At 60.8% G+C, this 26,681-nt stretch carries 19 protein-coding genes; 13 read left to right on the plus strand and 6 right to left on the minus strand.

Going from position 1 to position 26,681, the window contains the following annotated elements; translation table 11 throughout:
* Positions 1–7 precede the first annotated feature (7 nt).
* From PIB16_RS06325 to PIB16_RS06365, 9 genes are all read left to right on the plus strand, one after another.
* Entirely contained in the window at positions 8–1,459 is a 1,452-nt protein-coding gene (locus tag PIB16_RS06325) for an amino acid permease (RefSeq protein WP_078052064.1), read from the plus strand.
* Positions 1,456–2,409, plus strand: coding sequence for an asparaginase (locus PIB16_RS06330; protein ID WP_271045227.1), 954 nt, complete (start codon positions 1,456–1,458; stop codon positions 2,407–2,409). Before PIB16_RS06325 ends, PIB16_RS06330 begins: the two co-directional genes overlap by 4 nt.
* Positions 2,410–2,784: 375 nt before the next feature.
* Complete coding sequence (kdpF, locus tag PIB16_RS06335) at positions 2,785–2,874, plus strand: K(+)-transporting ATPase subunit F (RefSeq protein WP_003506089.1); 90 nt, start codon at positions 2,785–2,787, stop codon at positions 2,872–2,874.
* Positions 2,875–3,009: 135 nt separating this feature from the next.
* A complete protein-coding gene (gene kdpA / locus PIB16_RS06340; RefSeq protein ID WP_271045228.1) occupies positions 3,010–4,713 on the plus strand; it encodes a potassium-transporting ATPase subunit KdpA in 1,704 nt (567 codons plus the stop codon).
* A gap of 9 nt (positions 4,714–4,722) precedes the next feature.
* The gene (locus tag PIB16_RS06345; protein WP_162934196.1) at positions 4,723–4,884 is read left to right on the plus strand and encodes a hypothetical protein; all 162 of its coding nucleotides are present in this window, start codon (positions 4,723–4,725) and stop codon (positions 4,882–4,884) included.
* A 44-nt stretch (positions 4,885–4,928) separates the two neighbouring features.
* Positions 4,929–7,013 carry a potassium-transporting ATPase subunit KdpB gene (kdpB, locus tag PIB16_RS06350; protein ID WP_174045637.1) on the plus strand — a complete coding sequence of 695 codons (2,085 nt, stop codon included), beginning with the start codon at positions 4,929–4,931 and terminating at the stop codon, positions 7,011–7,013.
* Positions 7,014–7,025: 12 nt separating this feature from the next.
* Complete coding sequence (gene kdpC, locus PIB16_RS06355; RefSeq protein WP_078052061.1) at positions 7,026–7,592, plus strand: potassium-transporting ATPase subunit KdpC; 567 nt, start codon at positions 7,026–7,028, stop codon at positions 7,590–7,592.
* A gap of 55 nt (positions 7,593–7,647) precedes the next feature.
* Positions 7,648–10,350, plus strand: coding sequence for a sensor histidine kinase (locus PIB16_RS06360; protein ID WP_271045229.1), 2,703 nt, complete (start codon positions 7,648–7,650; stop codon positions 10,348–10,350).
* 48 nt (positions 10,351–10,398) lie between these two features.
* Entirely contained in the window at positions 10,399–11,088 is a 690-nt protein-coding gene (locus tag PIB16_RS06365; RefSeq protein ID WP_078052059.1) for a response regulator transcription factor, read from the plus strand.
* 30 nt (positions 11,089–11,118) lie between these two features.
* On the opposite strand, the gene PIB16_RS06370 is transcribed toward PIB16_RS06365, so the two are convergent.
* Entirely contained in the window at positions 11,119–12,171 is a 1,053-nt protein-coding gene (locus PIB16_RS06370) for a threonine aldolase family protein (RefSeq protein ID WP_271045230.1), read from the minus strand.
* Between the two features lie 373 nt (positions 12,172–12,544).
* On the opposite strand from PIB16_RS06370, the gene gltB reads away from it, so the two are divergent.
* The 3 genes from gltB to PIB16_RS06385 are packed head-to-tail and all read left to right on the plus strand — an operon-like array spanning position 12,545 to position 18,925.
* A complete protein-coding gene (gene gltB / locus PIB16_RS06375; RefSeq protein WP_065656529.1) occupies positions 12,545–17,290 on the plus strand; it encodes a glutamate synthase large subunit in 4,746 nt (1,581 codons plus the stop codon).
* Positions 17,291–17,326: 36 nt separating this feature from the next.
* On the plus strand, positions 17,327–17,455 hold the full coding sequence (locus PIB16_RS06380) for a hypothetical protein (protein ID WP_271040152.1): 129 nt from the start codon (positions 17,327–17,329) through the stop codon (positions 17,453–17,455).
* A gap of 15 nt (positions 17,456–17,470) precedes the next feature.
* Positions 17,471–18,925 (plus strand): glutamate synthase subunit beta, encoded by a 1,455-nt coding sequence (locus PIB16_RS06385; RefSeq protein ID WP_065656528.1) that lies wholly within the window; start codon positions 17,471–17,473, stop codon positions 18,923–18,925.
* 73 nt (positions 18,926–18,998) lie between these two features.
* Here PIB16_RS06385 and PIB16_RS06390 read toward each other — a convergent pair whose 3' ends face one another.
* The 4 genes from PIB16_RS06390 to PIB16_RS06405 form a co-directional block, all read right to left on the minus strand.
* Positions 18,999–20,354 carry a sensor histidine kinase gene (locus PIB16_RS06390; protein WP_065656527.1) on the minus strand — a complete coding sequence of 452 codons (1,356 nt, stop codon included), beginning with the start codon at positions 20,352–20,354 and terminating at the stop codon, positions 18,999–19,001.
* Positions 20,351–21,025, minus strand: coding sequence for a response regulator transcription factor (locus PIB16_RS06395; protein WP_271045231.1), 675 nt, complete (start codon positions 21,023–21,025; stop codon positions 20,351–20,353). The genes PIB16_RS06390 and PIB16_RS06395 overlap by 4 nt, the downstream gene beginning before the upstream one ends.
* A 247-nt stretch (positions 21,026–21,272) precedes the next feature.
* Positions 21,273–22,508: an SGNH/GDSL hydrolase family protein gene (locus tag PIB16_RS06400; RefSeq protein ID WP_078052055.1), complete on the minus strand. Its 1,236-nt coding sequence runs from the start codon at positions 22,506–22,508 to the stop codon at positions 21,273–21,275.
* A gap of 63 nt (positions 22,509–22,571) precedes the next feature.
* The gene (locus PIB16_RS06405) at positions 22,572–23,795 is read right to left on the minus strand and encodes a lytic murein transglycosylase (protein ID WP_003519550.1); all 1,224 of its coding nucleotides are present in this window, start codon (positions 23,793–23,795) and stop codon (positions 22,572–22,574) included.
* 195 nt (positions 23,796–23,990) lie between these two features.
* On the opposite strand from PIB16_RS06405, the gene galU reads away from it, so the two are divergent.
* Positions 23,991–24,878: a UTP--glucose-1-phosphate uridylyltransferase GalU gene (galU, locus tag PIB16_RS06410; protein WP_065656524.1), complete on the plus strand. Its 888-nt coding sequence runs from the start codon at positions 23,991–23,993 to the stop codon at positions 24,876–24,878.
* 59 nt (positions 24,879–24,937) lie between these two features.
* Here galU and uppP read toward each other — a convergent pair whose 3' ends face one another.
* Positions 24,938–26,443 carry a polysaccharide biosynthesis protein UppP gene (gene uppP, locus PIB16_RS06415; RefSeq protein ID WP_271045232.1) on the minus strand — a complete coding sequence of 502 codons (1,506 nt, stop codon included), beginning with the start codon at positions 26,441–26,443 and terminating at the stop codon, positions 24,938–24,940.
* Between the last annotated feature and the right edge of the window lie 238 nt (positions 26,444–26,681).

Consider the following 26,681-nt stretch of genomic DNA (forward strand, 5'->3'; position numbering starts at 1 on the left):
AATATCCATGCATTCTGGGAAAACGGCGTCTGCCGATCGTGAGGTCTTCGTCGAAGAAGATCTCGGTTACCACAAGGCCCTCAAGCCGCGTCAGATTCAGATGATCGCCATTGGCGGCGCCATCGGCACCGGGCTTTTCCTCGGTGCGGGCGGGCGTCTGGCACAGGCAGGCCCGGCGCTGGTGTTTGTTTATGCGCTTTGCGGCTTCTTCGCTTTTCTGGTGCTGCGCGCGCTCGGCGAACTGATCATGCACCGTCCGAGCTCCGGTTCCTTCGTGTCCTATGCCCGTGAGTTCTACGGCGAGAAGATGGCCTTCGCGGCCGGCTGGATGTATTGGCTGAACTGGGCCATGACTTCTGTGGCGGATGTGACCGCCGTTGCCCTCTACATGAATTTCTTCAAGCAATATGTTCCGTGGCTTGCGGGTATCGACCAGTGGGTCTTCGCGATGACGGCGCTTCTGGTCGTGCTGGCCATGAACATGCTGTCGGTGAAGGTCTTCGGTGAGCTTGAATTCTGGTTCAGCCTCATCAAGGTGCTGGCGCTTGCGATCTTCCTCGTGGTCGGCATTTATTTCGTCATCTTCGGCACCCCCATCGAAGGCCATGTCACCGGCTTCAGCATCATCACCGATAATGGCGGTTTTTTCCCGAACGGTATTTTGCCAGCCTTCGTCATCATACAGGGTGTCGTCTTCGCTTATGCCTCCATCGAACTGATCGGCACGGCGGCAGGCGAGACGGAAGACCCGCGCAAGGTCATGCCCCGCGCCATCCGCGCCGTGGTCCTGCGCCTCGTGGTCTTTTATGTCGGTTCGGTGCTGCTGTTCGCGCTGCTTCTGCCCTATACCGCCTACAAGGCTGGCGAGAGCCCCTTCGTCACCTTCTTCGGTTCCATCGGCGTGCAGGGCGCCGACGTGATCATGAACCTCGTCGTTCTGACCGCCGTGCTGTCCTCGCTCAATGCCGGACTTTATTCCACCGGCCGCATCCTGCACTCGATGGCGGTTTCCGGCTCGGCGCCGGCAGCACTTGCGAAGATGAACAAGAACGGCGTGCCCTATGGCGGCATCGCGGTGACCGCCGTCGTCACCGTTCTCGGCGTGGCGCTGAACGCCGTCGTTCCCGCTTCGGCCTTCGAGATCGCGCTCAACCTTTCGGCGCTCGGCATCATCTGCGCATGGGCCGTCATCGTGCTCTGCCAGTTGAAGCTCTGGCAGCTTTCCAAGCGTGGTGAACTCGTGCGTCCGGATTTCCGCATGTTCGGCGCGCCGTACACCGGCATTCTCACGCTCATCTTCCTGTTCGGCGTGCTGGTGCTGATGGCCTTCGATTATCCCGTCGGCTCCTGGACAATCGCTTCGCTACTGGTCATCATCCCCGCGCTCGTCATCGGCTGGTATCTCTTGCGTGACCGCATCTACCGCCTTGCGGACGAGCGTGCGGGAGCATCGCAGTGAGCGGGCAGGACGCAACGCCTCTGGTGGCGGTCATCGCCACCGGCGGCACCATCGCCAGCCGGCGTGGTGCCGATGGCGTGAGCACGCCCAGCCTTTCGGGTGAGGACCTGCTGGCGCTGGTTCCGCAGATCACCGCCCGGCTGAAGCCGGTCGACCTGATGGCGAAGGATTCCTCCAGCCTGACATTGGCAGACATGCAGCGCATCAGCGATGCGGTGGGCGCCGAGCTCGATGATCCCGCCGTTGCCGGCATCGTGGTTCTGCATGGCACCGATGCCATGGAAGAATCCTCGCTGCTCGTGCATTTGCAGCGGGCCATCACAAAGCCGGTGGTCTTCACCGGCGCACAGTTTACGGCAGACCATAAGGACGCGGACGGGCCGGCCAATCTGGCCCGGGCCATAGAAACAGCGCTCGATCAGGCGAATGCCGCAAAAGGCGTGCTCCTCTCCTTCGGCGGCCGCTGTCTGCCGGCCTGGGGGCTTTATAAGCTGAGCGCGGATGAGGCGGATGCCTTCCGCTCCGCCCGGCCGCTGGTTGCTGCCGCAACGCTGCGGCTTTCCGCCCCGGTAACCGATCAGCGCGTCGATATCGTCGCCATTCATCCCGGCTGTGACGCAACCCATATCGATGCAAGCCTGGAGGCCGGCGCGAAAGGCATCGTTCTTGCCGCACTCGGTTCCGGCAACGCCAATCCGCGTATCGCCGAAGCCGTGAAGCGCTGCGCCGAACGCGGCGTGCCCGTCATCGTTTCCAGCCGCGTGCCGGAAGGGCGGCTGGTCGCGACCTATGGCGGCGGCGGCGGCGGGCATGATCTTGTCGCGGCGGGCGCCGTGCATTCATCCACGCTTCGCCCGGGCCAGGCCCGCATTTTGCTGGCCACGCTGCTGGCCGGTAAAAGCCCGGCGGAAACCATCGTTTCCGCTTTCGGTGACAGCCCGCTCTCTTAGAGCATTTCCAGGAAAAGTGGACCCCGGTCTTCCGTCCGGAAATGCGTCAAAACTCTAAGTAGCGGCAGCGATGCCCGCGACCGGCGGGCATCGAAATTCCTATAAGATTCCTATTTTATTGCCTCTGTGGCCGTCTCGAACCTTTATGCGGTTCGGGTGCATTCTTCTGTGCGTGAAGGGATGGTGTTCCCTTCTCAGCCAGAAAGAATGAAAAGCGACGTCCCACATGACGGCGCTTTTCTTCCTGTCCGGCTCCTCAAATAAAAAGGAGTCCCATCGATGATGGATGTTGTTCTGATCGGCGCAGCCACGGTGTTTTTCGCCCTCTGCTTTGCCTATACGCGCGCCTGCAACCGGCTTTAGACGGAGGCTGCGATGACATTCGACTATATCTTGAGCGGCGCCGTCACGGTCTTTATCGCCGCCTATCTCACCTATGCTCTCATTCGCCCCGAACGTTTCTGATCGGGAAGCGGCGGTTCGCGCGGCGGAGAGAAAAATGGAATCGGATCCGCCGCTCTCTCTTTCTGTCCGAGCATCGGATTTTCCGAAAACCGCATGACACTTTTCGGTCCGATGCTTTATTGAAAGTTCAATACCATGACCCTCAATGGATGGTTTCAGATTCTGCTGTTTTGCGGGATCATTTTTGCGCTGGTGAAGCCGCTCGGCTTCTATATGGCGCGTGTCTTTAATGGCGAGCGCACCCTGCTGTCGCCGGTTCTCGCACCCGTCGAGCGCGGCCTTTATGCCCTTGCCGGGACAAGCGAGCGTGAGGAGCAGCACTGGACGACCTATGCGTTCTCCATGCTTCTCTTCAACCTGCTCGGTTTTGCCCTGCTTTATGCCCTGATGCGCTTTCAGGCGGTGCTGCCCTATAATCCGCAGGCAATGGCGGCCGTGGGGCCGGAATTGTCCTTCAATACGGCGGTCAGCTTCGTCACCAACACCAACTGGCAGAATTATGGCGGCGAAAGCACCCTGTCCTATCTGACCCAGATGGCGGGTCTCACCGTGCAGAACTTCGTTTCCGCCGCAACAGGCATGGCAATCGCCATCGGCCTCATCCGCGCGTTTTCCCGCGCTTCCGGCAAGGCGATCGGCAACTTCTGGGTGGATATGGTCCGCTCCACGCTCTACGTGCTTTTACCCCTCTGCATCGTGCTGACCCTCGTTTACGTCTGGCTCGGCGTGCCGCAGACGCTCGGCGCCTATGTGAACGCGCAGACGCTGGAAGGCGCGCAGCAGACGATTGCCGTCGGCCCCGTCGCGTCACAGCTGGCGATCAAGATGCTGGGCACCAATGGCGGCGGTTTCTTCAACGCCAATTCGGCGCATCCCTTCGAGAACCCGGATGCCATTTCCAACATGATCCAGATGGTGTCGATCTTCGCCATCGGGGCAGCCTTTACCAACGTCTTCGGCCGCATGGTCGGCAACCAGCGCCAGGGCTGGGCGATCCTCGCAGCCATGGGCGTGCTGTTCATCGCCGGCGTCGCCGTCACCTATTGGGCGGAAGCGGCCGGAAACCCGCTGATGCACGGTTTCGGTCTTGCCGGCGGCAATATGGAGGGCAAGGAGGTCCGTTTCGGCGTGGCGCTCTCGTCGCTCTTTGCGGTCATCACCACCGCCGCCTCCTGCGGCGCGGTCAATGCCATGCATGGCAGCTTCACGGCGCTGGGTGGTCTTATCCCACTCATTAACATGCAGCTGGGCGAGGTGATCGTCGGCGGTGTCGGCGCGGGTTTTTACGGCATTCTGCTCTTCATCGTCATCGCCATCTTCGTGGCGGGTCTGATGGTCGGGCGCACACCGGAATATCTCGGCAAGAAGATCGAGGCCAAGGAAATGAAGATGGCGGTTCTGGCCATTCTCTGCCTGCCGCTCGCCATGCTCGTCTTCACGGCAACGGCCACCGTGCTGCCCTCGGCGGTCGCATCGATCGGCACCGCGGGGCCGCATGGCTTCTCCGAAATCCTCTATGCCTATACCTCGGCGGCCGCCAATAACGGCTCCGCCTTCGGCGGCCTCACAGGCACCACCACCTGGTACAACATCACGCTTGGCTTTGGCATGCTGATGGGCCGTTTTCTGGTCATCATTCCGGCACTCGCCATTGCCGGTTCGCTGGTCACCAAGAAGACCGTTCCGGCCTCGGCTGGCACCTTCCCGACGGATGGCCCGCTTTTCGTCGGCCTGCTTGTCGGCACGATCCTGATTGTCGGCGGCCTTACCTTCCTGCCTGCACTGGCGCTCGGCCCCGTTGCCGAACATCTGGTGATGGCGGCAGGCCAGCTCTTCTGAGGTGACGCCATGAACGACAAATCCCGAAGTAACCGCATCGTCTCCGCCCGCAAAGGCGCTCCCGTCAAAGGCAGCGCCACGCCCGGCGGCTGGTGCGCTTCCAATGTCATTCTCGCGATGATGGCGGCTCTCGTCGCCGCCGTTGTCGCTCTCGAAGTTATCACGGGCTGATCGACCTTTATCGGTCGCCCCGTTTCAAACGCTGGAGCCTCTTCATGAGCCAGTCCAAACAAGCGAGCATCCTCGATTCTCGCATTCTCGTGCCGGCCATTGCCGCCGCATTCAAAAAGCTCAACCCACGCACCCTGGCCCGCAACCCGGTCATGTTCGTGGTCGCGACGGTGTCGGCGCTGACGACCGTGTTGTTCATCCGCGACCTCATCACCGGCGGCGCCAATCTCGGTTTTTCCTTCCAGATCAATCTCTGGCTCTGGTTCACCGTATTGTTCGCCAATTTCGCGGAAGCCGTCGCCGAAGGGCGCGGCAAGGCGCAGGCGGATTCGCTGCGCCGGACCCGCACCGAAACCCAGGCGAAACTGCTCACCGGCGATGACCGCAGCCAGTACAAGATGGTGGCGGGCACCAGCCTGAAGGTGAACGATGTCGTTCTCGTCGAGGCGGGCGATATCATCCCCTCCGACGGCGAAGTCATCGAAGGTGTCGCCTCCGTCAACGAGGCGGCAATCACCGGCGAATCCGCCCCCGTCATCCGCGAATCCGGCGGTGATCGCTCGGCCGTTACCGGCGGCACGCAGGTGCTGTCGGACTGGATCAGGGTTCGCATCACCGCCGCCGCCGGTTCCACCTTCCTCGACCGGATGATTTCGCTGGTCGAAGGCGCTGAACGCCAAAAGACGCCGAACGAGATCGCGCTCAACATTCTGCTCGCGGGCATGACGCTGATCTTCGTGCTGGCCACCGCTACTATTCCGAGCTTCGCGGCCTATGCCGGCGGTTCGATCCCGATCATCGTGCTGGTGGCTCTGTTCGTAACGCTCATCCCGACTACCATCGGCGCGCTTCTGTCCGCCATCGGCATTGCCGGCATGGACAGACTGGTGCGTTTCAACGTGCTGGCCATGTCCGGCCGCGCCGTCGAGGCCGCCGGCGATGTGGATACGCTGCTGCTCGACAAGACCGGCACCATCACCCTGGGTAACCGGCAGGCGACCGAGTTTCGTCCCGTTGCCGGCGTTTCCGAGCAGGAACTGGCCGATGCGGCGCAGCTTGCCTCCCTTGCTGACGAAACGCCGGAAGGCCGTTCCATCGTGGTTCTCGCCAAGGAAAAATACGGCATCCGCGCCCGTGACATGCAGAAGCTGCATGCGAATTTCGTACCCTTCACCGCCCAGACCCGCATGAGCGGTGTCGATTTCGAAGGCTCCTCCATTCGCAAGGGCGCAGTCGACGCCGTTCTAGCCTATGTTAACGGCGGCGCTCCGCAACAGGGCAATGTGGCGCTTGCCGTCAAAACCGAAACGGACGCCGCACGCGGCATCCGGACAATTGCCGAAGAGATCGCCAAGACCGGCGGCACGCCGCTCGCCGTCGTGCGCGATGGCAAGCTGCTCGGCGTCGTTCAGCTGAAGGACATCGTCAAGGGCGGCATTCGCGAGCGTTTCGCAGAGCTTCGCCGCATGGGCATCCGCACGGTGATGATCACCGGCGACAATCCCATGACGGCAGCAGCGATTGCGGCCGAAGCTGGCGTCGATGATTTCCTCGCCCAGGCGACACCGGAAAACAAGCTGGAGCTTATCCGCGAGGAACAGGCCAAGGGCAAGCTCGTCGCTATGTGCGGCGATGGCACCAACGACGCGCCGGCGCTGGCGCAGGCCGATGTCGGCGTTGCCATGAATACGGGTACGGTTGCGGCACGCGAGGCGGGCAATATGGTCGATCTCGACAGCGATCCGACCAAGCTCATAGAGATCGTGGAAATCGGCAAGCAATTGCTGATGACGCGCGGCGCGCTGACGACGTTCTCCATCGCCAACGATATCGCCAAATATTTCGCCATCATCCCGGCAATGTTCCTGGTGCTCTATCCGCAGCTTGGCGTTCTGAACGTGATGGGGCTTTCGACACCGCAGAGCGCCATCCTGTCGGCCATCATCTTCAACGCGCTCATCATCATCGCGCTCATCCCGCTCTCGCTGAAGGGCGTCAAATATCGGCCGATCGGCGCGGGTGCCCTGCTGTCGCGCAATCTGGTCATCTATGGCCTCGGCGGCATCATCGTTCCCTTCATCGGCATCAAGGTCATCGACCTCGCCGTCACGGCGCTCGGTCTCGCCTGAGGAGTAAAGACAATGTTCAAACAGCTTCGTCCCGCACTGGTGCTCATCCTCGCCACCACCGCTATCACCGGCCTTGCCTATCCTCTGGGCATGACGGGTCTCGCGCAGGCGATCTTCCCTTTTCAGGCCAATGGCAGCCTCATCGAAAAGAATGGTGCTGTTGCAGGTTCGCAATTGATCGGGCAGGCCTTTGCCAGTGAGAAATATTTCCATGGCAGGCCATCGGCTGCCGGCGATGGTTACAATGCCGCTTCGTCGTCCGGCTCCAATCTCGGTCCGACGAGCGCCAAGCTCATCGACCGGGTGAAACAGGATTACGAGACCGCAAAAGCCGAAAATCCGACGGCCGAGGTTCCGGCCGATCTGGTGACGGCCTCGGGCAGCGGCCTTGATCCGCATGTCTCGCCGGAGGCTGCTTATTTTCAGGTTCCCCGTGTCGCCAAAGCAAGGGGCATGGATGAGGCATCCCTGCGTGCCATCGTCGAGCGCCATGTCGAAGGACCGGAACTCGGATTCATGGGAGAGCCGGTCGTGAATGTGCTGGCGCTCAACATGGCTCTTGACGCAGCCGGCTCATGAACTGAAATGGCTATGGCTTGTTCGCAAGCCATAGCCTCGACCACTGGTGGGTTAAATGCCTGACGACAATCGCGATATGCCGAGCCGACCGTCGCCCGATGCGCTGCTGGAAAACGCCCGGCGCGAGGCGCGTGGCCGGCTGAAGATATTTTTAGGGGCGGCACCGGGCGTCGGCAAGACCTATGAAATGCTGATGTCCGGCCGAGCGAAGCTGGCGGATGGGGTGGATGCCGTCATCGGCGTCGTGGAAACCCATGGCCGCCGGGAAACCGAAACGCTGGTGCAGGGTTTCGAGATCATCGCGCGCCGGCGTATCGACTATCGCGGTCAGGTGCTGGAAGAGATGGATCTCGATGCCATTCTCGCCCGCCGTCCCGCTCTGGTTCTGGTCGATGAACTGGCGCACACCAATGCCGCCGGCAGCCGCCACCCCAAGCGCTACATGGACGTTCAGGAAATTCTGGCGCAGGGTATCGACGTCTATACGACGCTGAACATCCAGCATGTCGAAAGCCTGAACGACGTCGTTGCGCAGATCACCCGCATCCGTGTCCGCGAAACGGTGCCCGACAGCATTATCGACCGGGCCGACGATGTCGAAATCATCGATATTACGCCAGACGATCTGATCAAGCGGCTGCAGGATGGCAAGGTTTACCTGCCCCGCACCGCCCGGCGCGCCATCGAGAATTATTTCTCGCGCGGCAATCTGACGGCGTTGCGAGAGCTTGCGCTGCGGCGCACCGCGCAACGGGTGGATGAGCAATTGCTCAACCACATGCAGTCCCATGCCATTTCCGGCCCATGGGCGGCGGGCGACAGGGTTCTGGTTTGCCTGGACCACGGCGGCAACGGTCCGGGGCTGGTGCGTTATGCCCGCCGGCAGGCGGATCGCCTGCGGGCGCCCTGGACGGCGCTGCATCTCGATACGCCGCGTTCGCAGCAATTGTCGGAGGCGGAGAAGGACCGGCTGGCCGGCACGATGCGGCTTGCCCAGCAGCTTGGCGGCGAGACGGTGACCCTGCCGGCGCTCGATCTGACGCGGGAGATCATCTCCTATGCCAACGCCAATAATTTCACCCACATCATCATCGGCCGCCCGCGAAAATCCTGGTGGCAACGGATTTTTCAGCGTTCGCTGACGCATGATCTGATCGACCATGCGGGCGATATCAGCGTTCACGTTATTTCCGGCGACAAAAAAGAAGAGAAGCTGGGCCAGGCCGCAAAGCCAGCCTCGGCGCAATCGCATCGTTCCATACGGCCTTATCTTAGCAGCACCCTGTTCGTCGGTTTGGCGATCGTGGCCGGCATCGTGCTCGACCAGACGCTCGATGTTCGAAATCTGGCGCTGGTGTTCCTGATGGCGGTTCTGGCCGCCGCCGTGCGCGGCGGGTTGGGACCAGCGCTTTATGCTTCCCTGCTCGGCGCTTTTGCATTCAATTTTTTCTTCCTTGAGCCGCGTTACACCCTGACCGTTCGCGATCCGGAAAGTGTCGTGGCGCTGCTGTTTTATCTCGGTGTGGCGCTTGTCGCCTCCAATCTTACCGCAGCCGTGCAACGGCAGGCCGCCGCCGCGCGGGCAAGGGCGCGAACGACGGAAGATTTATATCTGTTCTCGAAGAAGCTTTCGGTGACTGGAACGCTGGACGATGTCCTATGGGCGGCGGCCTTCCAGATGGCCTCGATGCTGAAGGTTCGGATCGTTCTGCTTTTACCTGAAAATAATACGATCACGGTCAAGGCGGGGTATCCGCCGGACGATACGCTGGTGGATGCCGATATTGCCGCCGCGCAATGGGCCTGGGAACATAACAAGGCTGCGGGCAGGGGCGCGGATACGCTGCCCGGCGCCAAACGGCTTTATCTGCCCCTGCGCACCGGCAGCGGCGCCGTCGGCGTGGTGGGGCTGGACGATGACCGGCTCGGCCCGCTTCTGACGCCGGAACAGCAGCGACTGTTCGATGCTTTGGCCGATCAGGCGGCACTTGCCATCGAGCGAATCCAGCTCGTCTCGGATGTCGACCGGGCAAGGCTTGCGGCGGAAACCGACCGGCTGCGCACCGCGCTGCTGACATCCATTTCCCATGATCTCAAGACGCCGCTTGCGGCCATTCTGGGCTCGGCGGGAACGTTGAAGGATTTCGCCGAGGACATCCCGCCGGATGCCCGCGCCGAACTGCTTTCGACGATCATCGAGGAATCCGAGCGGCTGAACCGCTTCATCTCCAATCTTCTTGATATGACGCGGATCGGGTCGGGAGCGATGGAGCCGAATTACGGTCTGCATTTCGTGGGCGATATGGTCGGAACCGCACTTTCGCGCGCAGCGAAAATCGTCGTCAGGCATGAGATCGTTCTGGATATTCCCTCCGACCTGCCGATGCTGAAGGTCGACCCCGTGCTTTTCGAACAGGTTCTGTTCAATCTCATCGACAATGCCGCCAAATACGCTCCCGAACATACCGCTATCGAGATTCGCGGCTGGCGGCAGGGCAAAAATATCTTTCTCTCGGTGGCGGATGCGGGGCCGGGTATTCCGCCCGACGATACGGAGAGGGTGTTTGACAGTTTTTACCGGGTGCGCAAGACGGATCATGTGCAGGCGGGAACGGGCCTGGGTCTATCGATCTGCAAAGGGTTTATCGAGGCTATGGGCGGTTCGATCCGCGCGGAAAACAGGTCGGGCCGCACCGGTGCACAGTTTACCGTCAGTCTGCCGGTTCCCGCCGATGCGCCGATGATAGACCATGATTAAGGCGCGATTGCCGGCGACAAGCAGCTATGCCGCTGAGGGAGATCGAGAATGACCAATTCCGCCGTTCGTATTCTGATCGTCGACGACGAACCGCCGATCCGCAAGCTTTTGCGCGTAGGGCTGTCGACCCAAGAATATGCGGTGAGCGAGGCGATGAATGCGAAGGTCGCCATGCAGCTGGTCAGTGAGGACAAGCCCGATCTCGTCGTTCTCGATCTCGGCCTGCCGGATATGTCGGGTCATGATCTTCTGGCGAAATGGCGCGGCGAAGGGCTGGCGCTGCCGGTCATCATTCTCTCCAGCCGCACGGATGAGGCGGGTATCGTCAGGGCGCTGGAACTGGGGGCGGATGACTATATCACCAAGCCTTTCGGCATGAACGAACTCGTCGCCCGCATCCGCGTCGCCCTGCGCCATCGTCTGCAAAGCCAGGGGGAGAGGCCGGTGTTCCAGACCGGCGATCTCTCCGTCGATCTGGTCCGGCGCATCGTCAAGGTGGAGGATCGGGAAGTGAAGCTCTCGCCCAAGGAGTATGACATTCTCAGGGTTCTGGTGCAGCATGCCGGCAAGGTGCTGACGCACCGTTTTCTGCTGGAGCATGTATGGGACGAACTGACCGATGTGCAATATTTGCGGGTCTATGTGCGCCAGCTTCGCCAGAAGATCGAAAAAATCCCGGATCAGCCGCGCTATATTCTGACGGAAACCGGGGTCGGTTACCGGCTGCAGGAGGTATGAGGGCGCCGCAAGGCGACGCCCTCCGATAGTTTAAACGGCAGCGCAGATCGACAGGAATTCGTCGACATCGGCCTCGGTCGTCGCAAAGCTGGTGACCATACGGATCAGCACTTCGTCCTTGCCGACCTTTTCCGGCATGTCGCGCGGCTCCAGCCAGTCATAGAACTTCGCACCCTTTGCCGTGGCGGCTTCTGCGGCAGCCTTCGGCAGAATGGCGAAAACTTCATTGGCCTGGGTCGGCCAAGCGAGGCGGGCGCTGTTCAGCGAGCCGAAGCCGGCGCGCAGCCGGTTGGCCATGGCATTGGCATGGCTTGCGAGACCGAGCCACAGGTCGTCCTGCAAATAGGCTTCGAATTGCGCGGCGATGAAACGCGATTTCGAGAAAAGTTGAGCGGTGCGCTTGCGCAGGAAGGAGAAATCCCGGGCGAGCGAAGGATCGAAAAACACGATGGCTTCCGCACACCAGCAGCCATTTTTCGTGCCGCCGAAAGACAGGACGTCAACGCCGCGTTTCCAAGTCATTTCGGCCGGCGTGGTGCCGAGCGCGGAAAGCGCATTGGCAAAGCGCGCGCCATCCATATGCAGCGGCACGCCGTTATCCTTGGCGATTTTGGCGATGGCGTCGATTTCATCGAGCGTGTAGACCGTGCCGGCCTCGGTCGCCTGCGTCATGGTGATGGCTGCGGCGCGGCCGTGATGCACGGCATCCTGCGGATAACGCGCAATGCGCTCGATGAGGTTCTCCGGCAGCATCTTGCCGTTCGGTCCCTCGACGGCGACCATGCGCATGCCGGAAAAGAAATCCGGCGCGCCGCATTCGTCCTCGATCACATGCGCTTCGGAGTGACAGAAGGTCAGGCCGCCGGCGCGGGCGATGCTGGCCAGCGAAAGCGAATTGGCCGCCGTGCCGGTGGCGACGAAAAACACCGCGACCTCGCGCTCGAAAATCTCGTTGAAGCGCTTTTCGATGGAGAGATCGAGTTCGCTGGTGCCGTAGGCGGCGGCAAAGCGCGTGGATTCCCGCGAAAGCCGTTCGTTGACGGCAGGGTGGGCGCCGGCCCAATTGTCTGAAGCAAAAAACATCTCTGAAGGCTTTCCGATGGCTGGGGTTCTGGTTTGGGAATGCGTGGCGCGATGAACGGCAAAGTTCTATGGCCTAAGATTGCGATTGGCAAATCCGGCAATGAAAGCAATGGCTCCGCGGGTGTTGCGATAAGAAAGTTTCGCGCAATAGGTCAGTATCGAAACTTCGCTGCAAAAAGGGGCTTTCACTAATTGGATTCGCACCCTTGCTAAATTCGCCTGTTTCTGCCAAAATCCTCGTGAATTGAGACAGCTTTGCTGTCCTAAATTTGGTCGAGCCGGATTGAATGCGGATTTTGCGGGAAGCGAAAATTCGTGGTCGAGCCGGATCTTCGCATGAAACCATGCAAGTAATTTTGCAGGAGGGACAAAAATGACGAACAAGCCGCAGGCGGAAATCGCCGCCGCCACCCTGACCACAGACTGTCCCACCGCGGCTGCGGCCGCACCCGTTTCTGCGAAAGCGCGTTTCGCGGGCGGTTTGCCGGAAAGGCAGGGTCTTTACGATCCGGCCAATGAACATGATGCCTGCGGCGTCGGCTTCGTTGCCCATATGAAGGGCGCCAAGTCGCACCAGATCGTCAAGGACGGCCTGTTCATCCTTGAGAACCTGACGCATCGCGGCGCCGTCGGCGCAGATCCGCTGATGGGCGATGGTGCGGGCATTCTCGTGCAGATTCCCGACCGCTTCTTCCGCGAGGAAATGGCCGCGCAGGGCGTTACGCTGCCGAAGGCCGGCGAATATGCCGTCGGCCACATCTTTATGCCGCGCGATCCTTCCCGCATCGAGCACTACAAGAAGGTCATCGTCGACGTCATCGGCGAAGAGGGGCAGCAGTTCCTCGGCTTCCGCGATGTGCCGGTCGACAATTCCTCGCTCTCCAAGGCGCCGGATATCGCAGCGACCGAACCGCACCACGTGCAGGTCTTCATCGGCGCCGGCCGCGATGCCGCGAGCAATGCCGATTTCGAGCGCAAGCTGTTCCTGATCCGCAAGGTACTGTCCAACCGCATCTATGACGAAGGCGGCGGCAAGGAAACGCAGGATTTCTATCCCGTTTCGCTGTCGTCTTCGACCATCGTCTACAAGGGCATGTTCCTCGCCTATCAGGTGGGCGCCTATTACAAGGATCTGGCCGATCCGCGCTTCGAATCCGCCGTCGCCCTCGTGCATCAGCGTTTTTCCACCAACACCTTCCCGTCCTGGAAGCTGGCGCACCCCTACCGCATGGTTGCCCATAACGGCGAAATCAACACGCTGCGCGGCAACGTCAACTGGATGGCGGCGCGTCAGGCGTCGGTTTCCTCCGTGCTGTTCGGCGACGATATCTCCAAGCTCTGGCCGATCTCCTATGAGGGCCAGTCGGATACCGCCTGCTTCGACAACGCGCTCGAATTCCTCGTGCGCGGCGGCTACTCCATGGCCCATGCCGTGATGATGCTGATCCCGGAGGCCTGGGCCGGCAACCAGTCCATGTCGGCCGAACGCAAGGCGTTCTACGAATATCACGCAGCGCTGATGGAGCCGTGGGACGGCCCGGCCGCCGTCGCCTTCACCGATGGCAAGCAGATCGGCGCAACGCTCGACCGCAACGGCCTGCGCCCCGCGCGTTACCTTGTCACCGATGACGACCGTATCATCATGGCGTCGGAAGCAGGCACGCTGCCGGTGCCGGAAGAGCGCATCGTCAAGAAGTGGCGCTTGCAGCCCGGCAAGATGCTGCTGATCGACATGGAAAAGGGCTCCATCGTTTCCGACGAGGAAGTCAAGCACGAGCTTGCCGCCAAGCACCCCTATCGCACCTGGCTCGACCGCACGCAGCTCATCCTCGAAGAGCTGAAGCCGGTTGAACCGCGCGCGCTGCGCCGCGACGTGTCGCTGCTCGACCGTCAGCAGGCCTTCGGCTACACCAGCGAAGATACCAAGCTCCTGATGTCGCCGATGGCGACGACCGGTCAGGAAGCCATCGGCTCGATGGGCACCGATACGCCGATTTCGGCCATGTCGGAAAAGTCGAAGCTGCTCTACACCTATTTCAAGCAGAACTTCGCGCAGGTGACCAACCCGCCGATCGATCCGATCCGCGAAGAGCTTGTCATGAGCCTCGTGTCCTTCATCGGTCCGCGCCCGAACATTCTTGACCATGAAGGTGCGGCTCGTGCCAAGCGTCTGGAAGTGCGCCAGCCGATCCTGACGAATGGCGATCTGGAAAAAATCCGCTCCATCGGCCACACGGAAGACCGTTTCGACACCAAGACGCTCGACTTCACCTATGATGTGGAGCGCGGTGCCGAAGGCATGCCTGAAATGCTCGACCGCCTGTGCGAGCGTGCGGAATCGGCCGTTCGCGGCGGTTACAACATCATCGTTCTTTCCGACCGCCAGCTCGGACCGGACCGCATCGCGATCCCCGCCCTTCTGGCGACGGCCGCCGTGCACCATCACCTGATCCGCAAGGGTCTGCGCACCTCGGTCGGCCTCGTTGTGGAAACCGGTGAACCGCGCGAAATCCACCATTTCTGTCTGTTGGCCGGTTATGGTGCCGAGGCGATCAACCCCTATCTCGCCTTCGACACGCTGCTCGACATGCACAAGCACGGCGCCTTCCCGAAGGAAGTCTCCGACGATGAAGTCGTTTATCGCTACATCAAGGCTGTGGGTAAGGGCATCCTCAAGGTCATGTCCAAGATGGGCATTTCCACCTACCAGTCCTATTGCGGCGCGCAGATTTTCGACGCCATCGGCCTTTCCTCGGAATTCGTCGAGAAGTATTTCTTCGGCACCGCCACCTCCATCGAAGGTGTCGGCCTGACGGAGATTGCCGAAGAAACCGTGGCACGCCACACGGCGGCCTTTGGCAAGGACCCGATCCTCGCCAACACGCTCGATATTGGCGGCGAATACGCCTATCGCATGCGCGGCGAAAGCCATGCCTGGACGCCGGATGCCGTCGCCTCGCTGCAGCACGCCGTGCGTGGCAACAGCCAGGATCGCTACCGCGAATTCGCCGGCATGGTTAATGAGACGGCGCTGCGCATGAACACCATTCGCGGCCTGTTCAAGGTCAAGTCGGCGGAAGCGCTCGGCCGCAAGCCGGTTTCCATCGATGAGGTCGAGCCGGCGGCTGATATCGTCAAGCGGTTCTCCACTGGCGCCATGTCCTTCGGCTCGATCAGCCGTGAGGCGCATACCACGCTCGCGATTGCCATGAACCGCATCGGCGGCAAGTCCAACACGGGTGAGGGCGGCGAAGAATCCGACCGTTACATGCCGCTGTTGAACGGTAAGCCGAACCCGGAACGCTCCGCCATCAAGCAGATCGCTTCCGGACGCTTCGGTGTGACGACCGAATATCTTGTCAATGCCGATATGCTGCAGATCAAGGTGGCGCAGGGTGCCAAGCCCGGCGAAGGCGGCCAGCTGCCCGGCCATAAGGTGGATGCGACTGTTGCCAAAACCCGGCATTCGACGCCGGGCGTCGGCCTCATCTCGCCGCCGCCGCATCACGATATCTACTCCATCGAAGATCTGGCGCAGCTGATCTACGACCTGAAGAACGTCAACCCGGAAGCCGATGTTTCGGTGAAGCTGGTGTCTGAAGTGGGCGTCGGCACGGTTGCGGCCGGTGTCGCCAAGGCGCGCGCCGACCATATCACCGTCGCCGGTTTCGATGGCGGCACGGGCGCTTCGCCGCTCACCTCGCTGAAGCACGCCGGTTCCCCATGGGAAATCGGTCTTGCCGAAACCCAGCAGACGCTGGTGCTGAACGGTCTTCGCTCGCGCGTTGCCCTGCAGGTGGATGGCGGTCTGAAGACCGGCCGCGACGTCATCATCGGCGCGCTGCTCGGTGCGGATGAATTCGGCTTTGCCACCGCGCCGCTGATTGCGGCCGGTTGCATCATGATGCGCAAGTGCCATCTCAACACCTGCCCTGTCGGCGTTGCCACGCAGGACCCGGTTCTGCGCAAGCGCTTCAAGGGCACGCCGGAACACGTCATCAACTACTTCTTCTTCGTGGCCGAAGAAGTGCGCGAAATCCTCGCTTCGCTTGGCGTTACCAGGCTGGACGAGATCATCGGCGCTTCCGAGCTGCTGGAGAAGGATGAGATGCTGGCGCATTGGAAGGCCAAGGGGCTGGATTTCAGCCGCATCTTCCACAAGGTCGAGGCTCCGAAGGAAGCAACCTTCTGGACCGAGCGCCAGAAGCATCCGATCGATGACATTCTCGACCGCAAGCTGATCGAGAAGTCCCTGCCGTCGCTCGAAAACCGCGAGCCCGTGGTCTTCGAAGTGCCGATCAAGAACGTCGACCGTTCCGCCGGCGCCATGCTGTCGGGTGCGCTTGCCAAGCGCTGGGGTCACAAGGGTCTGAAAGACGACACGATCCACGTCACCCTCAAGGGTACGGCGGGCCAGTCATTCGGCGCTTTCCTCGCCCGTGGCATCACCTTCGATCTGGTGGGTGACGGCAACGACTATGTCGGCAAGGGCCTTTCGGGTGGCCGCATCATCGTGCGTCCGCCGGAAAACACCCGTATCGTCGCGGAAAACTCGATCATCGTCGGTAATACCGTTCTTTACGGTGCGATCACCGGCGAGTGTTATTTCCGTGGCGTGGCTGGCGAGCGTTTCGCGGTGCGTAACTCCGGCGCGGTCGCGGTTGTCGAAGGTGTCGGCGACCACGGTTGCGAATATATGACCGGCGGCATCGTCGTCGTTCTCGGTGAAACGGGCCGTAACTTCGCGGCCGGCATGTCCGGCGGCGTGGCCTATGTTCTCGACGAGAAGGGCGATTTCGCCACCCGCTGCAACATGGCCATGGTCGAGCTGGAGCCGGTTCCGGAAGAGGACGACATGCTGGAGAAGCTGCACCATCACGGCGGCGACCTCATGCACAAAGGACGCGTGGACGTTTCCGAGGACATGACGCGCCACGACGAGGAGCGCCTCTACCAGCTGATCTCCAACCACTTCCATTACACGAACTCGTCGCGCGCCAAGGATATACTCGACCGCTGGAGCGAGTTCCGTCCGAAATTCCGCAAGGTCATGCCGGTCGAATACCGCCGTGCGCTTGAGGAAATGGAGCGCATGCGCATGGGCGTGGCGGCGGAGTAATCCGCCGCGTGAGAATTACACCAACTGGTCTCGCTGATGATCGCGGTCGCCGTTCCCACGGCGATCATCTGGACGAGCGGCGAGACCGGATTTGAGTTCATCGTGCTGGGGGCGGCTTTTGGTTTCGCTTACTGGTACTGGGGCCCGACAGGCGCTCCGCTTTGATGTGAGGACATAAACGTGGGCAAGGTTACAGGTTTTCTGGAGATCGACCGGCAGGTGGGCAAGTATCAGCCCGCATCGGATCGTATTCGCCATTTCCGCGAATTCACCATTCCGATGTCGGATGCCGAGGTGCAGAAGCAGGCGGCGCGCTGCATGGATTGCGGCATTCCCTATTGTCATGGCCCGACCGGCTGTCCCGTGCACAACCAGATCCCCGACTGGAACGATCTGGTCTATAACAACAATTGGGAAGAGGCGATCCGCAACCTCCATTCCACCAACAACTTCCCGGAATTTACCGGCCGCGTCTGTCCCGCGCCTTGTGAGGAGGCTTGCACGCTGAACCTTGAGGATGCGCCGGTCGCCATCAAGACTGTCGAGCAGGCGATTGCCGACAAGGCCTATGAGTTGGGCTTCATCGTGCCGAAGCCGGCGACGATCCACACCGGCAAGAAGGTGGCCATCATCGGTTCCGGTCCTTCGGGCATGGCGGCTGCGCAGCAGCTCGGCCGCGCCGGCCACGAGGTCCATGTCTATGAGCGCGAATCCAAGCCCGGCGGCCTGCTGCGATACGGTATTCCCGACTTCAAGATGGAGAAGAACTTCATCGACCGCCGTGTCGAGCAGATCAAGGGTGAAGGCGTCACCTTCCATTGCGGCGTCAATGTCGGCGTGGATGTAACGGTCGAGGCGCTTCTCGCCGACCACGATGCCGTGCTTTATTGCGGCGGTTCGGAAACCCCGCGTCCGGCCGGTATCGGCGGTGCCGATCTGCATGGCGTCTACGATGCCATGCCTTACCTCGTGCAGCAGAACCGCCGCGTCGGTCGCGAAAATATCGACAGCGTCGGCTGGCCGGCCGATCCGATTCTTGCCGGCGGCAAGCATGTCGTCGTTGTCGGCGGCGGCGATACCGCATCCGACTGCGTCGGTACGGCTTTCCGTCAGGGTGCGGTGAAGGTCACGCAGCTCGACATCCGCCCGATGCCGCCGGAAAAGGAAGACAAGCTGGCCGTCTGGCCCTTCTGGGCGACCAAGATGCGCACCTCGTCCTCGCAGGCCGAAGGCGCCATCCGCGAGTTCCAGGTGGCGACGCTCGAATTCGTCGGCGAAGACGGCGTGTTGACCGGTGTGAAGTGCTGTCAGGTGGATGACCGCCGCAAGCCGATTGCCGGCACGGAATTCATCATCAAGGCCGATCTCGCCTTCATCGCCATCGGCTTTTCCGGTCCCTTCACGGACAGCGTGCTGAAGGAAATGGAAGGCAAGCTGACGCTCAACACCGACCGTCGCGGCTCCACCAATGTGATCGCCAACGAAACGGACTACAAGACCTCGGTCGACAAGCTGTGGGCGGCGGGCGACGTGCGCCGTGGCCAATCACTGGTGGTCTGGGCGATCCGCGAAGGCCGCCAGGCGGCGCGCGCGATAGATGAGGCGCTGATGGGTGCGACCGTTCTTCCGCGCTAAGCAGGCGGAACCGATAAGAATTGGAAAGGCCTGTTGCGGACGCGACAGGCCTTTTTGTTTGACTTGGGTGTCCTCAGCAATAGGGAAGCGCAATGCGGAAGCAGGCGCCGCCGGTGGAGGAATCGCTGATGGTGATCTCGCCGCCGTGATAACGGACGATCTCCTGCACGAGATTGAGCCCAAGCCCGGTGCCGCGATCCTTCGGCCTCAGCCGGTGAAACGCATCAAAGACGAGTTCCCGTTCCGCCTCGGGAATACCATTTCCTTCATCGGCTATCTCGATCACCCGGTTTGAGGCCACTCTTATAGTGATGGTTCCGCGATTGCCGCCATGTTCAATGGCGTTCTGCACGATGTTCATTAAAGCGCGCTGCAGCGAGGCATCATCGGCAAGGGCGAGGATCGGTTCCTCTTCCGGCTCGAAGGACAGATTATATCCCTGTGAGATCGCAAGCGGCGCCATATCGGCGACGACGGACCTGCACAGGCCGACGATATCAAGCGGAACCAGCGGTGCTTTCTGCCCGCCAAGGCGCTGCAAATCTAGCAATTGTTCGGCCAGCACGGCGATACGGCTGGCATCCGCCAATATTCTGCTGCGGGCCGGGCCGTCCAGCAGCGTTTCAACGCGGGTCTGGAGAATGGCGACGGGGGTTCGCAATTCATGGGCGGCATCGAGAATGAAGCGCTTGTGCCGTTCGTAGCCATCGTCCAGCCGCTTCAACGCGCCGTTGACGGCATGCACGAGGGGCTGCACCTCCCGTGGAATATCGCCATCCGGCAATCGGTATCCGCGCCTGTCGATATCGATGGTTTCCGCCGCGCGGGCAATGGTGGAAAGGGCGCGGAATTCCCTGCGGATGATCCAGGGGATGGTCATGACCGTCACGATGGACATGAGAATGAGGACAGGCATGATCAATATGTTCGAGAACAAAAAAACGGGGAAGGTCATGCTGAACGGTCCGCCTTTGCCGATCATGACGAATTCTCCGGCCGGCCCCGAAGCGCGGCGAACAATGGCGATGCGCACCACGGCGAGGTAGGAATAGGACAGCGCCGCGTCGCGCACATCGGAGACCCTGATGTCGCTCAGCTGCTGATCCATGTTGCTGAATGCCTCGGGCACCTGCCCGCCCTGCACGATCTCCCCTTTTTCGCTGACCGCGACGAACCAGAAATCGGAGGTATTGCTGCGCAGGTTGATGAATTCGGGCGTTTCTTGGAGAACCAGCCGATTGTCCTCATTCCGTATGATCGCGTTGGCGGTTATCTGGGCCGCCTCCGGGCTGAGCAGCGCGCTGCCTGCGCCGCCGCTCGACATATAGGTGACAATCGCGGCGGTGACAAAGAACAGGCTGCCGATCTGGAACAGCAGCAGTTGAATGGTGAGCCGGCGCTTGAGCGATTTTCTTCTGGCCAGCTTCACGAGGTTGCCCTCAGCAGGTAACCGACGCCGCGAATGCCGTGGACCTCGAGGCCCGCATCCGCGGCCGCCAATTTGCGGCGCAGGCGGGAGATATGGGAATCGAGTGCATTGGACTGGATCTCATCGTCGAAATTATAAACGGCTTCCTCCAGCAATGAGCGCAGCACCGTTCTGCCCTGTCGCCGCAACAGGGCCTCGAGGATCAGCAGTTCGCGTCTGGTCAGCGGAAGGAATTCACCCTTGATATGCACCTCGCGGGTTTCGAAACAAAATTCCAGCCTGCCCAGTTTTGCCGTCATCGTCACGGTGCCCGCCGGCCGGCGCATCAGGGCGCGAATGCGTGCAAGCAGTTCCTCGACGGCAAATGGCTTGGCCAGATAATCGTCCGCACCGAGGTTCAGGCCATTCACCCGATCCACAAGCGCGCCCTGCGCGGTGAGCACGATGACGGGCGGGGTGACGGGCAGGAGCCGCAAGTCTTCGATAAGCTGGATGCCGTCACCATCGGGCAATTGCCGGTCGAGCACGACAAGGTCGTGGACGCCGTCCATGATGGCGTGACGGGCAAGATCGAGCGTGCCGACCGTATCCACGATAATATCGAACCGGTGGAGCGCGGCGGACAGGGCTGCTGCCATTTCGCGTTCGTCTTCAACAAGCAGCAGGCGCATGAATTCATCTCGGTATTGTCCGGCGTACCGTCCGGAAAGGGGCGCGGCGAAAGGCAAAAAACGACGGCGCCGCTGACGCTACAAACAAGCGAGGCGTCGCCGTCAAATGGATGTCGCCATGCAAAAAGGGGACCGGGGATGGTGGATGGCCAACCCCGCATTCCTGCAAAGCTGTACCTATCCTGTCATGCGCGGATTGCCTAAACATTACGCCCGCTGCGGGGCGGTCAGGCAGCTGCGAAAGCGTCTATTGTTTTGCCTGTGTGGTATCGGGCGCCACACGATAGTCATCGATGCGGCCTGCCGGTGCATCGGCCATTTCGCCCCGCTTGGTCAACCTCTCACGTGGCGATTCCACCACGGATACGCGTGTCGGTCCGGCGGTCAAAGGAGCATCGCCCAGCAGCTTGTCGCCGCCATCGAGATTGGGATCGGTGAGACTGATAGGCTGGGTGCGCACCTGCCCGGCATCGATGCCGAGTGCGGGCAGGGAGGTGAGCGCCGGCAGATTGCTGCCGTCCAGTTTCACGAGGTCCGGCCCGGCGCTATCGAGGTGCCGGCGCACGAATTTTTCGACGTAAAACGCAAGCTTGCGTTTGCCGGCCTGGGTCATGCCGATGCCATCAGCCTCGCGCAGGCGGGCCTGCTGGCCGTTCATGTCGTAGCCGGTAATGACGAATTTTCCCGCCTCATCAACGAAACCGTCCCAGACGTCGACGAATTCGCCGCCATATTTCTCGACATGGCTGCGATAAAGGCGGTTGAAACCGACGAGATCGGCCGAAAGCGACGGCGACTGGAAGGCGGGCAGGCCAACCCACAAGAGCGGCACCTTTGGGCGTCCGGCAAGGGCCAGAAGCTCGTCGATCCGCCGCTCATATTCCTTGAACCAGACCTCCGTGCCGAACTTTTCCCTGATATCGCCGATCTGCATCTGCTGGCGATCGTTCGATCCCATCATGATGACGATGGTGGCTGGTTTGGTCTCGCTGATGAATTGCGGCAGGTTGGTGAACCAGTCGTAATAATCGGTACGGACGAGGCCGGAAGAACCATTGGCACGCACATCGACGGCGATTGCAGGCGAACTGGCGAAGGCATTGACCAGTTCTTCACCCATGCCGCCGGCGAGAAAATCGCCGATGACCAGAACGCGCCGCGCATTTTCAAGCTTGGCGGCTGGCTCCGGCTTTGCGGTTCGCATCTGCACCACCGAAGGCGCTTTTCTGGCGGGTTGCGGGCGGGTGACCGATCTTTCGCGCGGAGCAGACGGAAAGTCGCGACGGTTGCGGGGCTGGTATTCGCGCCCGGATCCGCCATCGCGGCCCACCGGTCTGCCGAAGAGCATTTCAAACAGGGTGCGCCGTTGCTCCTGCGCGAAGCTTTCGAAAGGAACGAGCGGCACGGTAAGGACAGCGCAAAGAAGGACGGCGCAGAAACGCCAGCCGGTTCTTCCGTTCTTCGCCGCAGGTTTCCTACTCATGACATCAACCTTTCCGGATGCATCGGCGGCGCTCACGCCGCCGCCGAATTCACCGGCACATTATCAATTGCGCAGGGCTCTCAGCAACCGCTGCGACGGCTGGCCATCGGTTTCCATACCCATGCGCGACTGGATGGCGCTGATGGCGGCTTTCGAACCGGAGCCGAAGTTCCCATCCACCTCGCCGTCATAATAGCCCAGTTCCTTCATGCGGGTCTGCAGCTCGAATTTTTCACGAATGTCCAGCGTCCCATCGGGGCGCGGCCATTTCTGCTGCATGCCGCCATAACCGGCGATCTCATCCGCAAGCAGGCCGACGGCGAGCGCATAGCTGTCGGAGGCGTTGTATTTCTTGATGGTGAAGAAGTTTTTCATCATCAGGAAGCCGGGGCCGTTTGCCCCGCCCTGCAATTTCAGCATGGCGCGATCAGAACCGCGCGTGAAGTTCTTGCCGTTCGGGCGGGCAAAGCCGAGCTTCGTCCATTCCGCAATGGTCTTCGTTTGCCCTTCATAACGGGCGCCGCCACGCGGAACGGCGGTTTCATAACCCCAGGTCCGGCCAGGCTCCCAGCCGTTTTTGGAAAGAAGATTGGCGGCAGTTGCCAGCGCGTCCGGAACGGAGTGCCAGATGTCGCGCTTGCCGTTGCCATCCGCATCCACCGCATAAAGCAGGTAGCTGGTGGGAATGAACTGGGTGTGACCCATCGCGCCCGCCCAGGAGCCTGTCAGCTGTTTCGGCGTGACATCGCCCGCCTGGAGAATCTTCAGAGCGGCGATCAATTGCGTACGCGCGAATTTGGCGCGTTTGGGATCGGAATAGGCGAGCGTTGCCAGCGCCTGCGGGATGTTGTGCAGCCGTTCCGGCTTTTCGAGAACCGCGCCGTAATTCGATTCCATCGACCAGATGGCGAGAATGATGTGCTTGTCGACATTGAAGTTACGCTCGATCCAGTTGAGGGTCGTCGCGTGCTTCATCTTCATCTCGCGGCCGATCCGCACCGTGTACGGATTGACGCGGGAATCGAGATAATCCCAGATCTGCGTGGTGAATTCCGGCTGGAAGGTGGCCTTGCGCAGCGCATCCGGATCAGGCTCGCTGACACCGGCAAAGGCCTTCTGATAGGTCGCCTTGCTAATGCCTTCTTTCGCGGCTGTTGCATAGAACTGGTTGATCCACTGACGGAATCCCTGATCGGCGCGGGCCGAAACGGGCGCCAGCGAGATTGCCAGGCCTGCAACGACCATGCAGCCGAATTTGCGGACATCTGAAAGGATCATCTTTGTCATCGTCTGTCTTTCGTTCTCTCGAATGTCATTTCGATTGCGAAAACGCATCGGGCGTCATCATGGATAACAAAAGAACGTCAACAAATTCTTTACCATTAATAGATGGTAGCGTCACCCTTTACAAAACGTTGTTATTTTTGAAATAACAACAGCGTGCGGGGATTGTGATCAAGTTTTATCTCTCAGGAGGGATATGTGGTAGAACAGAAGAAAATTCGGAAGGCCGTATTTCCGGTCGCAGGTCTCGGCACGCGTTTCCTGCCCGCAACCAAGGCGGTTCCGAAAGAAATGCTCACCGTCGTCGACAAGCCGGTCATTCAATACGTCGTCGATGAGGCGGCGGAAGCGGGCATCGAGCATTTTGTATTTGTCACCGGCCGCGGCAAGGCGGTGATCGAAGATTATTTTGATATTCAATTTGAACTTGAACAGATGCTGCGCGAGCGCAACAAGAATGCCGAGCTGACATTGCTGGCCGGCCTTCTGCCCAAGGCGGGTACTGCAAGCTTCACGCGCCAGCAGGTGCCGCTCGGTCTTGGCCATGCGGTCTGGTGCGCCCGTGATATCGTCGGTGACGAGCCTTTCGCCGTGCTCTTGCCCGATATGATCATGCATTCGCAGAAAAGCTGCCTCAAGGGCATGGTCGAACTTTACGACCAGACCCAGGGCAACGTCATCGCGGTGCAGGAATGCGCTCCCGACCAGACGCATAAATACGGTATCGTCGGCGTGGGTGATGCCGTGGGTGAAGGTTTCAAGATCACTGAAATGGTCGAAAAGCCTGCCAAGGGTACGGCGCCGTCGAATTTCTATATCAACGGCCGTTATATTCTTCAGCCCGAGATTTTCGACATTCTCGAAAATCAGGAGCGTGGCGCCGGCAACGAAATCCAGCTGACGGACGGCATGCTGACGCTTGCCAAGTCGCAGCAGTTCTCCGGATATCATTTCCGTGGACAGACCTTCGATTGCGGCGCCAAGGATGGTTTCATTCTTGCCAACGTCGCCTTCGCGCTGGAGCGTGGCGATATTCGCCCGGCGATCGAAGAGCCGATCAAGGCCCTGATCAACGGGCTGAAGTAATTCACCAGAACAACAACGGAATCCCGGCCTCAGCGCCGGGATTTCTTTTTGGCCGAAGCCTATCGCTTAAGGACAAGTCCTGCGCCGACGCGCAGCTCGCTGCTGTCATAAACCGGTGTCCACTGATAGCTGACGTCCGCCGTCAGGTCGAGATAGCGGTTCAGTCCCCAGGTCAGGCCGGCGCCAGCGGTATATTCAACGGCATTTTCCATGTCGGAAGAGGGGAATGTGCGATGCACGATCTGTCCCGTCAGGCGGGCAACGAGGTTGCTGCGCAATTCGTGGGTCAGGCCGGCATCCAGCCGATAGGAAATCCAGCCACCCTGCGGTCCGCCGGCAAAGTCCTCTATCGTCGTGCGCAGGCCGAGATTGACATTGGTGCCCCGCTGAGGTGACCAGTTGAGTTCGCCATCCAGCGTCAATGCGCCTATCGAGGCGAGGCGATCGTCGTCATATTGCTTGCGCAGATAGCCGATGGCGGCCTCGCCACGTGTCTTCTCGCCAAGATCGACTTCCGCGCCGACCTTCGCCCCATAGGCATTGGAGGAGCGGGCATAGCCCGAATTGTCGAGACGCCTGTCATATTTGGTCGTCCCGGCATTCAGTTCGAGGAAGGGGATGAGTGCCGGCGACAATTCATAACCGATGCGTCCGCGCAGGTTCGCGCCGTTCTGGTCGCGGTCACTGAGGCTGATCGGCCGGCCGTCGACGCCTTTCGCATCCGTATAGACCGTGCGCGACAGATCGAGCGCTGCCAGGCCGCGCAGCTTGCCGAAATCCCGCTCTATCGATGCGCCGGTGGTGAAGCGGTGTTCGCCGCCCTGCACGGCAGCGCCGGTGAGAGCATTGGGGTCCGTCGTGTCTTCGCGGCTGAATTCGTAACCGGCCTTGAGATTGGCCGTCGTTTCTTCGCCAAGATCAAGGCGCAGATCGGCCTCTATCCTGGCCCGGGGTTCTTCGCCGTCCTTGTCGCTGCCGAAGTTCCTCTCCCAGGCGCCGTCGCCCGTCACCGTCAAGGCGTGACGGGACCAGTCGCTGGTGAGCGTACCGCGTATGCCTGTCGTCAGATAATTGCGTCTGGAAGGGCCGCCGGTATTCGTCTGCTTTTCCGTATTGATCGTCTGGCTGATCGAGGGCCGCAGCAGGAATGTGCCGAGCCGGATGCCGGGCGTCTGGCCGGGTTCGGTGGCTATCCGTGGATTTTCGCCACCGTCCACCGTCGGCTCATAGGGGTTTTCGCCTTCGGCATAGGGTTGGCCCGCTTCGTCCTGCTGTTCGTAAATCGGATCGCCGGGATTGTTGGACGGACGCCAGAGTTGCGGTGCCGGCGTGGGTGTAGCTGTGGCCGGGACAGCGCCCGTGCCAGTGCTCACCCCATTGTCCGTCGCCGGTGTGGGGGAAGCTGCTCCGTCGACGGCAGAAGCGCTGCCCGGCAATACCGGTATGGCTGTCGTTGCAGTCTGCGCGAAGGTGCTTCCCTGTGGGTAAAAAATCGTGCAGGCGAGCAGCAGGGTTGCTGCTTTCCGCGACGTCGGCAGACGTGTGGCGGTGCCCTTCACGCTCATTCCTTTTCACCCGGCGAGTTTGGCCGATGCCGGATCGAAGGGCCAACAAGACATCTCCTCAGGCCCATGAGTGACAGGCCGATGAAATGACGTGAAGAAACCAGGGACCAGACACGCGACGCAAGTTTTAACATCGCTTTAACAATAGGTTTTTTATGGTTAACAGTTGATAAAGATCGCCGGGATTTCAGCGTTATGGCAGGCGAGGGAAAAGCAGAGACATCCCATCGCTCAATCG

Origin of the sequence: Agrobacterium sp. ST15.13.015 (assembly GCF_027871645.1) — a bacterium.
GTDB lineage: Bacteria > Pseudomonadota > Alphaproteobacteria > Rhizobiales > Rhizobiaceae > Agrobacterium > Agrobacterium leguminum.

What these genes read in the sequence shown, in the direction of transcription:
- gltB (WP_065656529.1), top strand. Translation starts at nt 12,545, where the DNA reads ATGACGAACAAGCCGCAGGCGGAAATCGCCGCCGCCACCCTGACCACA.
- PIB16_RS06405 (WP_003519550.1), bottom strand. Translation starts at nt 23,795, where the DNA reads ATGACAAAGATGATCCTTTCAGATGTCCGCAAATTCGGCTGCATGGTC.
- kdpB (WP_174045637.1), top strand. Translation starts at nt 4,929, where the DNA reads ATGAGCCAGTCCAAACAAGCGAGCATCCTCGATTCTCGCATTCTCGTG.
- PIB16_RS06365 (WP_078052059.1), top strand. Translation starts at nt 10,399, where the DNA reads ATGACCAATTCCGCCGTTCGTATTCTGATCGTCGACGACGAACCGCCG.
- uppP (WP_271045232.1), bottom strand. Translation starts at nt 26,443, where the DNA reads ATGAGCGTGAAGGGCACCGCCACACGTCTGCCGACGTCGCGGAAAGCA.
- PIB16_RS06400 (WP_078052055.1), bottom strand. Translation starts at nt 22,508, where the DNA reads ATGAGTAGGAAACCTGCGGCGAAGAACGGAAGAACCGGCTGGCGTTTC.
- PIB16_RS06370 (WP_271045230.1), bottom strand. Translation starts at nt 12,171, where the DNA reads ATGTTTTTTGCTTCAGACAATTGGGCCGGCGCCCACCCTGCCGTCAAC.
- PIB16_RS06345 (WP_162934196.1), top strand. Translation starts at nt 4,723, where the DNA reads ATGAACGACAAATCCCGAAGTAACCGCATCGTCTCCGCCCGCAAAGGC.
- kdpC (WP_078052061.1), top strand. Translation starts at nt 7,026, where the DNA reads ATGTTCAAACAGCTTCGTCCCGCACTGGTGCTCATCCTCGCCACCACC.
- kdpA (WP_271045228.1), top strand. Translation starts at nt 3,010, where the DNA reads ATGACCCTCAATGGATGGTTTCAGATTCTGCTGTTTTGCGGGATCATT.
- kdpF (WP_003506089.1), top strand. Translation starts at nt 2,785, where the DNA reads ATGACATTCGACTATATCTTGAGCGGCGCCGTCACGGTCTTTATCGCC.
- PIB16_RS06380 (WP_271040152.1), top strand. Translation starts at nt 17,327, where the DNA reads ATGATCGCGGTCGCCGTTCCCACGGCGATCATCTGGACGAGCGGCGAG.
- PIB16_RS06395 (WP_271045231.1), bottom strand. Translation starts at nt 21,025, where the DNA reads ATGCGCCTGCTGCTTGTTGAAGACGAACGCGAAATGGCAGCAGCCCTG.
- PIB16_RS06360 (WP_271045229.1), top strand. Translation starts at nt 7,648, where the DNA reads ATGCCTGACGACAATCGCGATATGCCGAGCCGACCGTCGCCCGATGCG.
- PIB16_RS06325 (WP_078052064.1), top strand. Translation starts at nt 8, where the DNA reads ATGCATTCTGGGAAAACGGCGTCTGCCGATCGTGAGGTCTTCGTCGAA.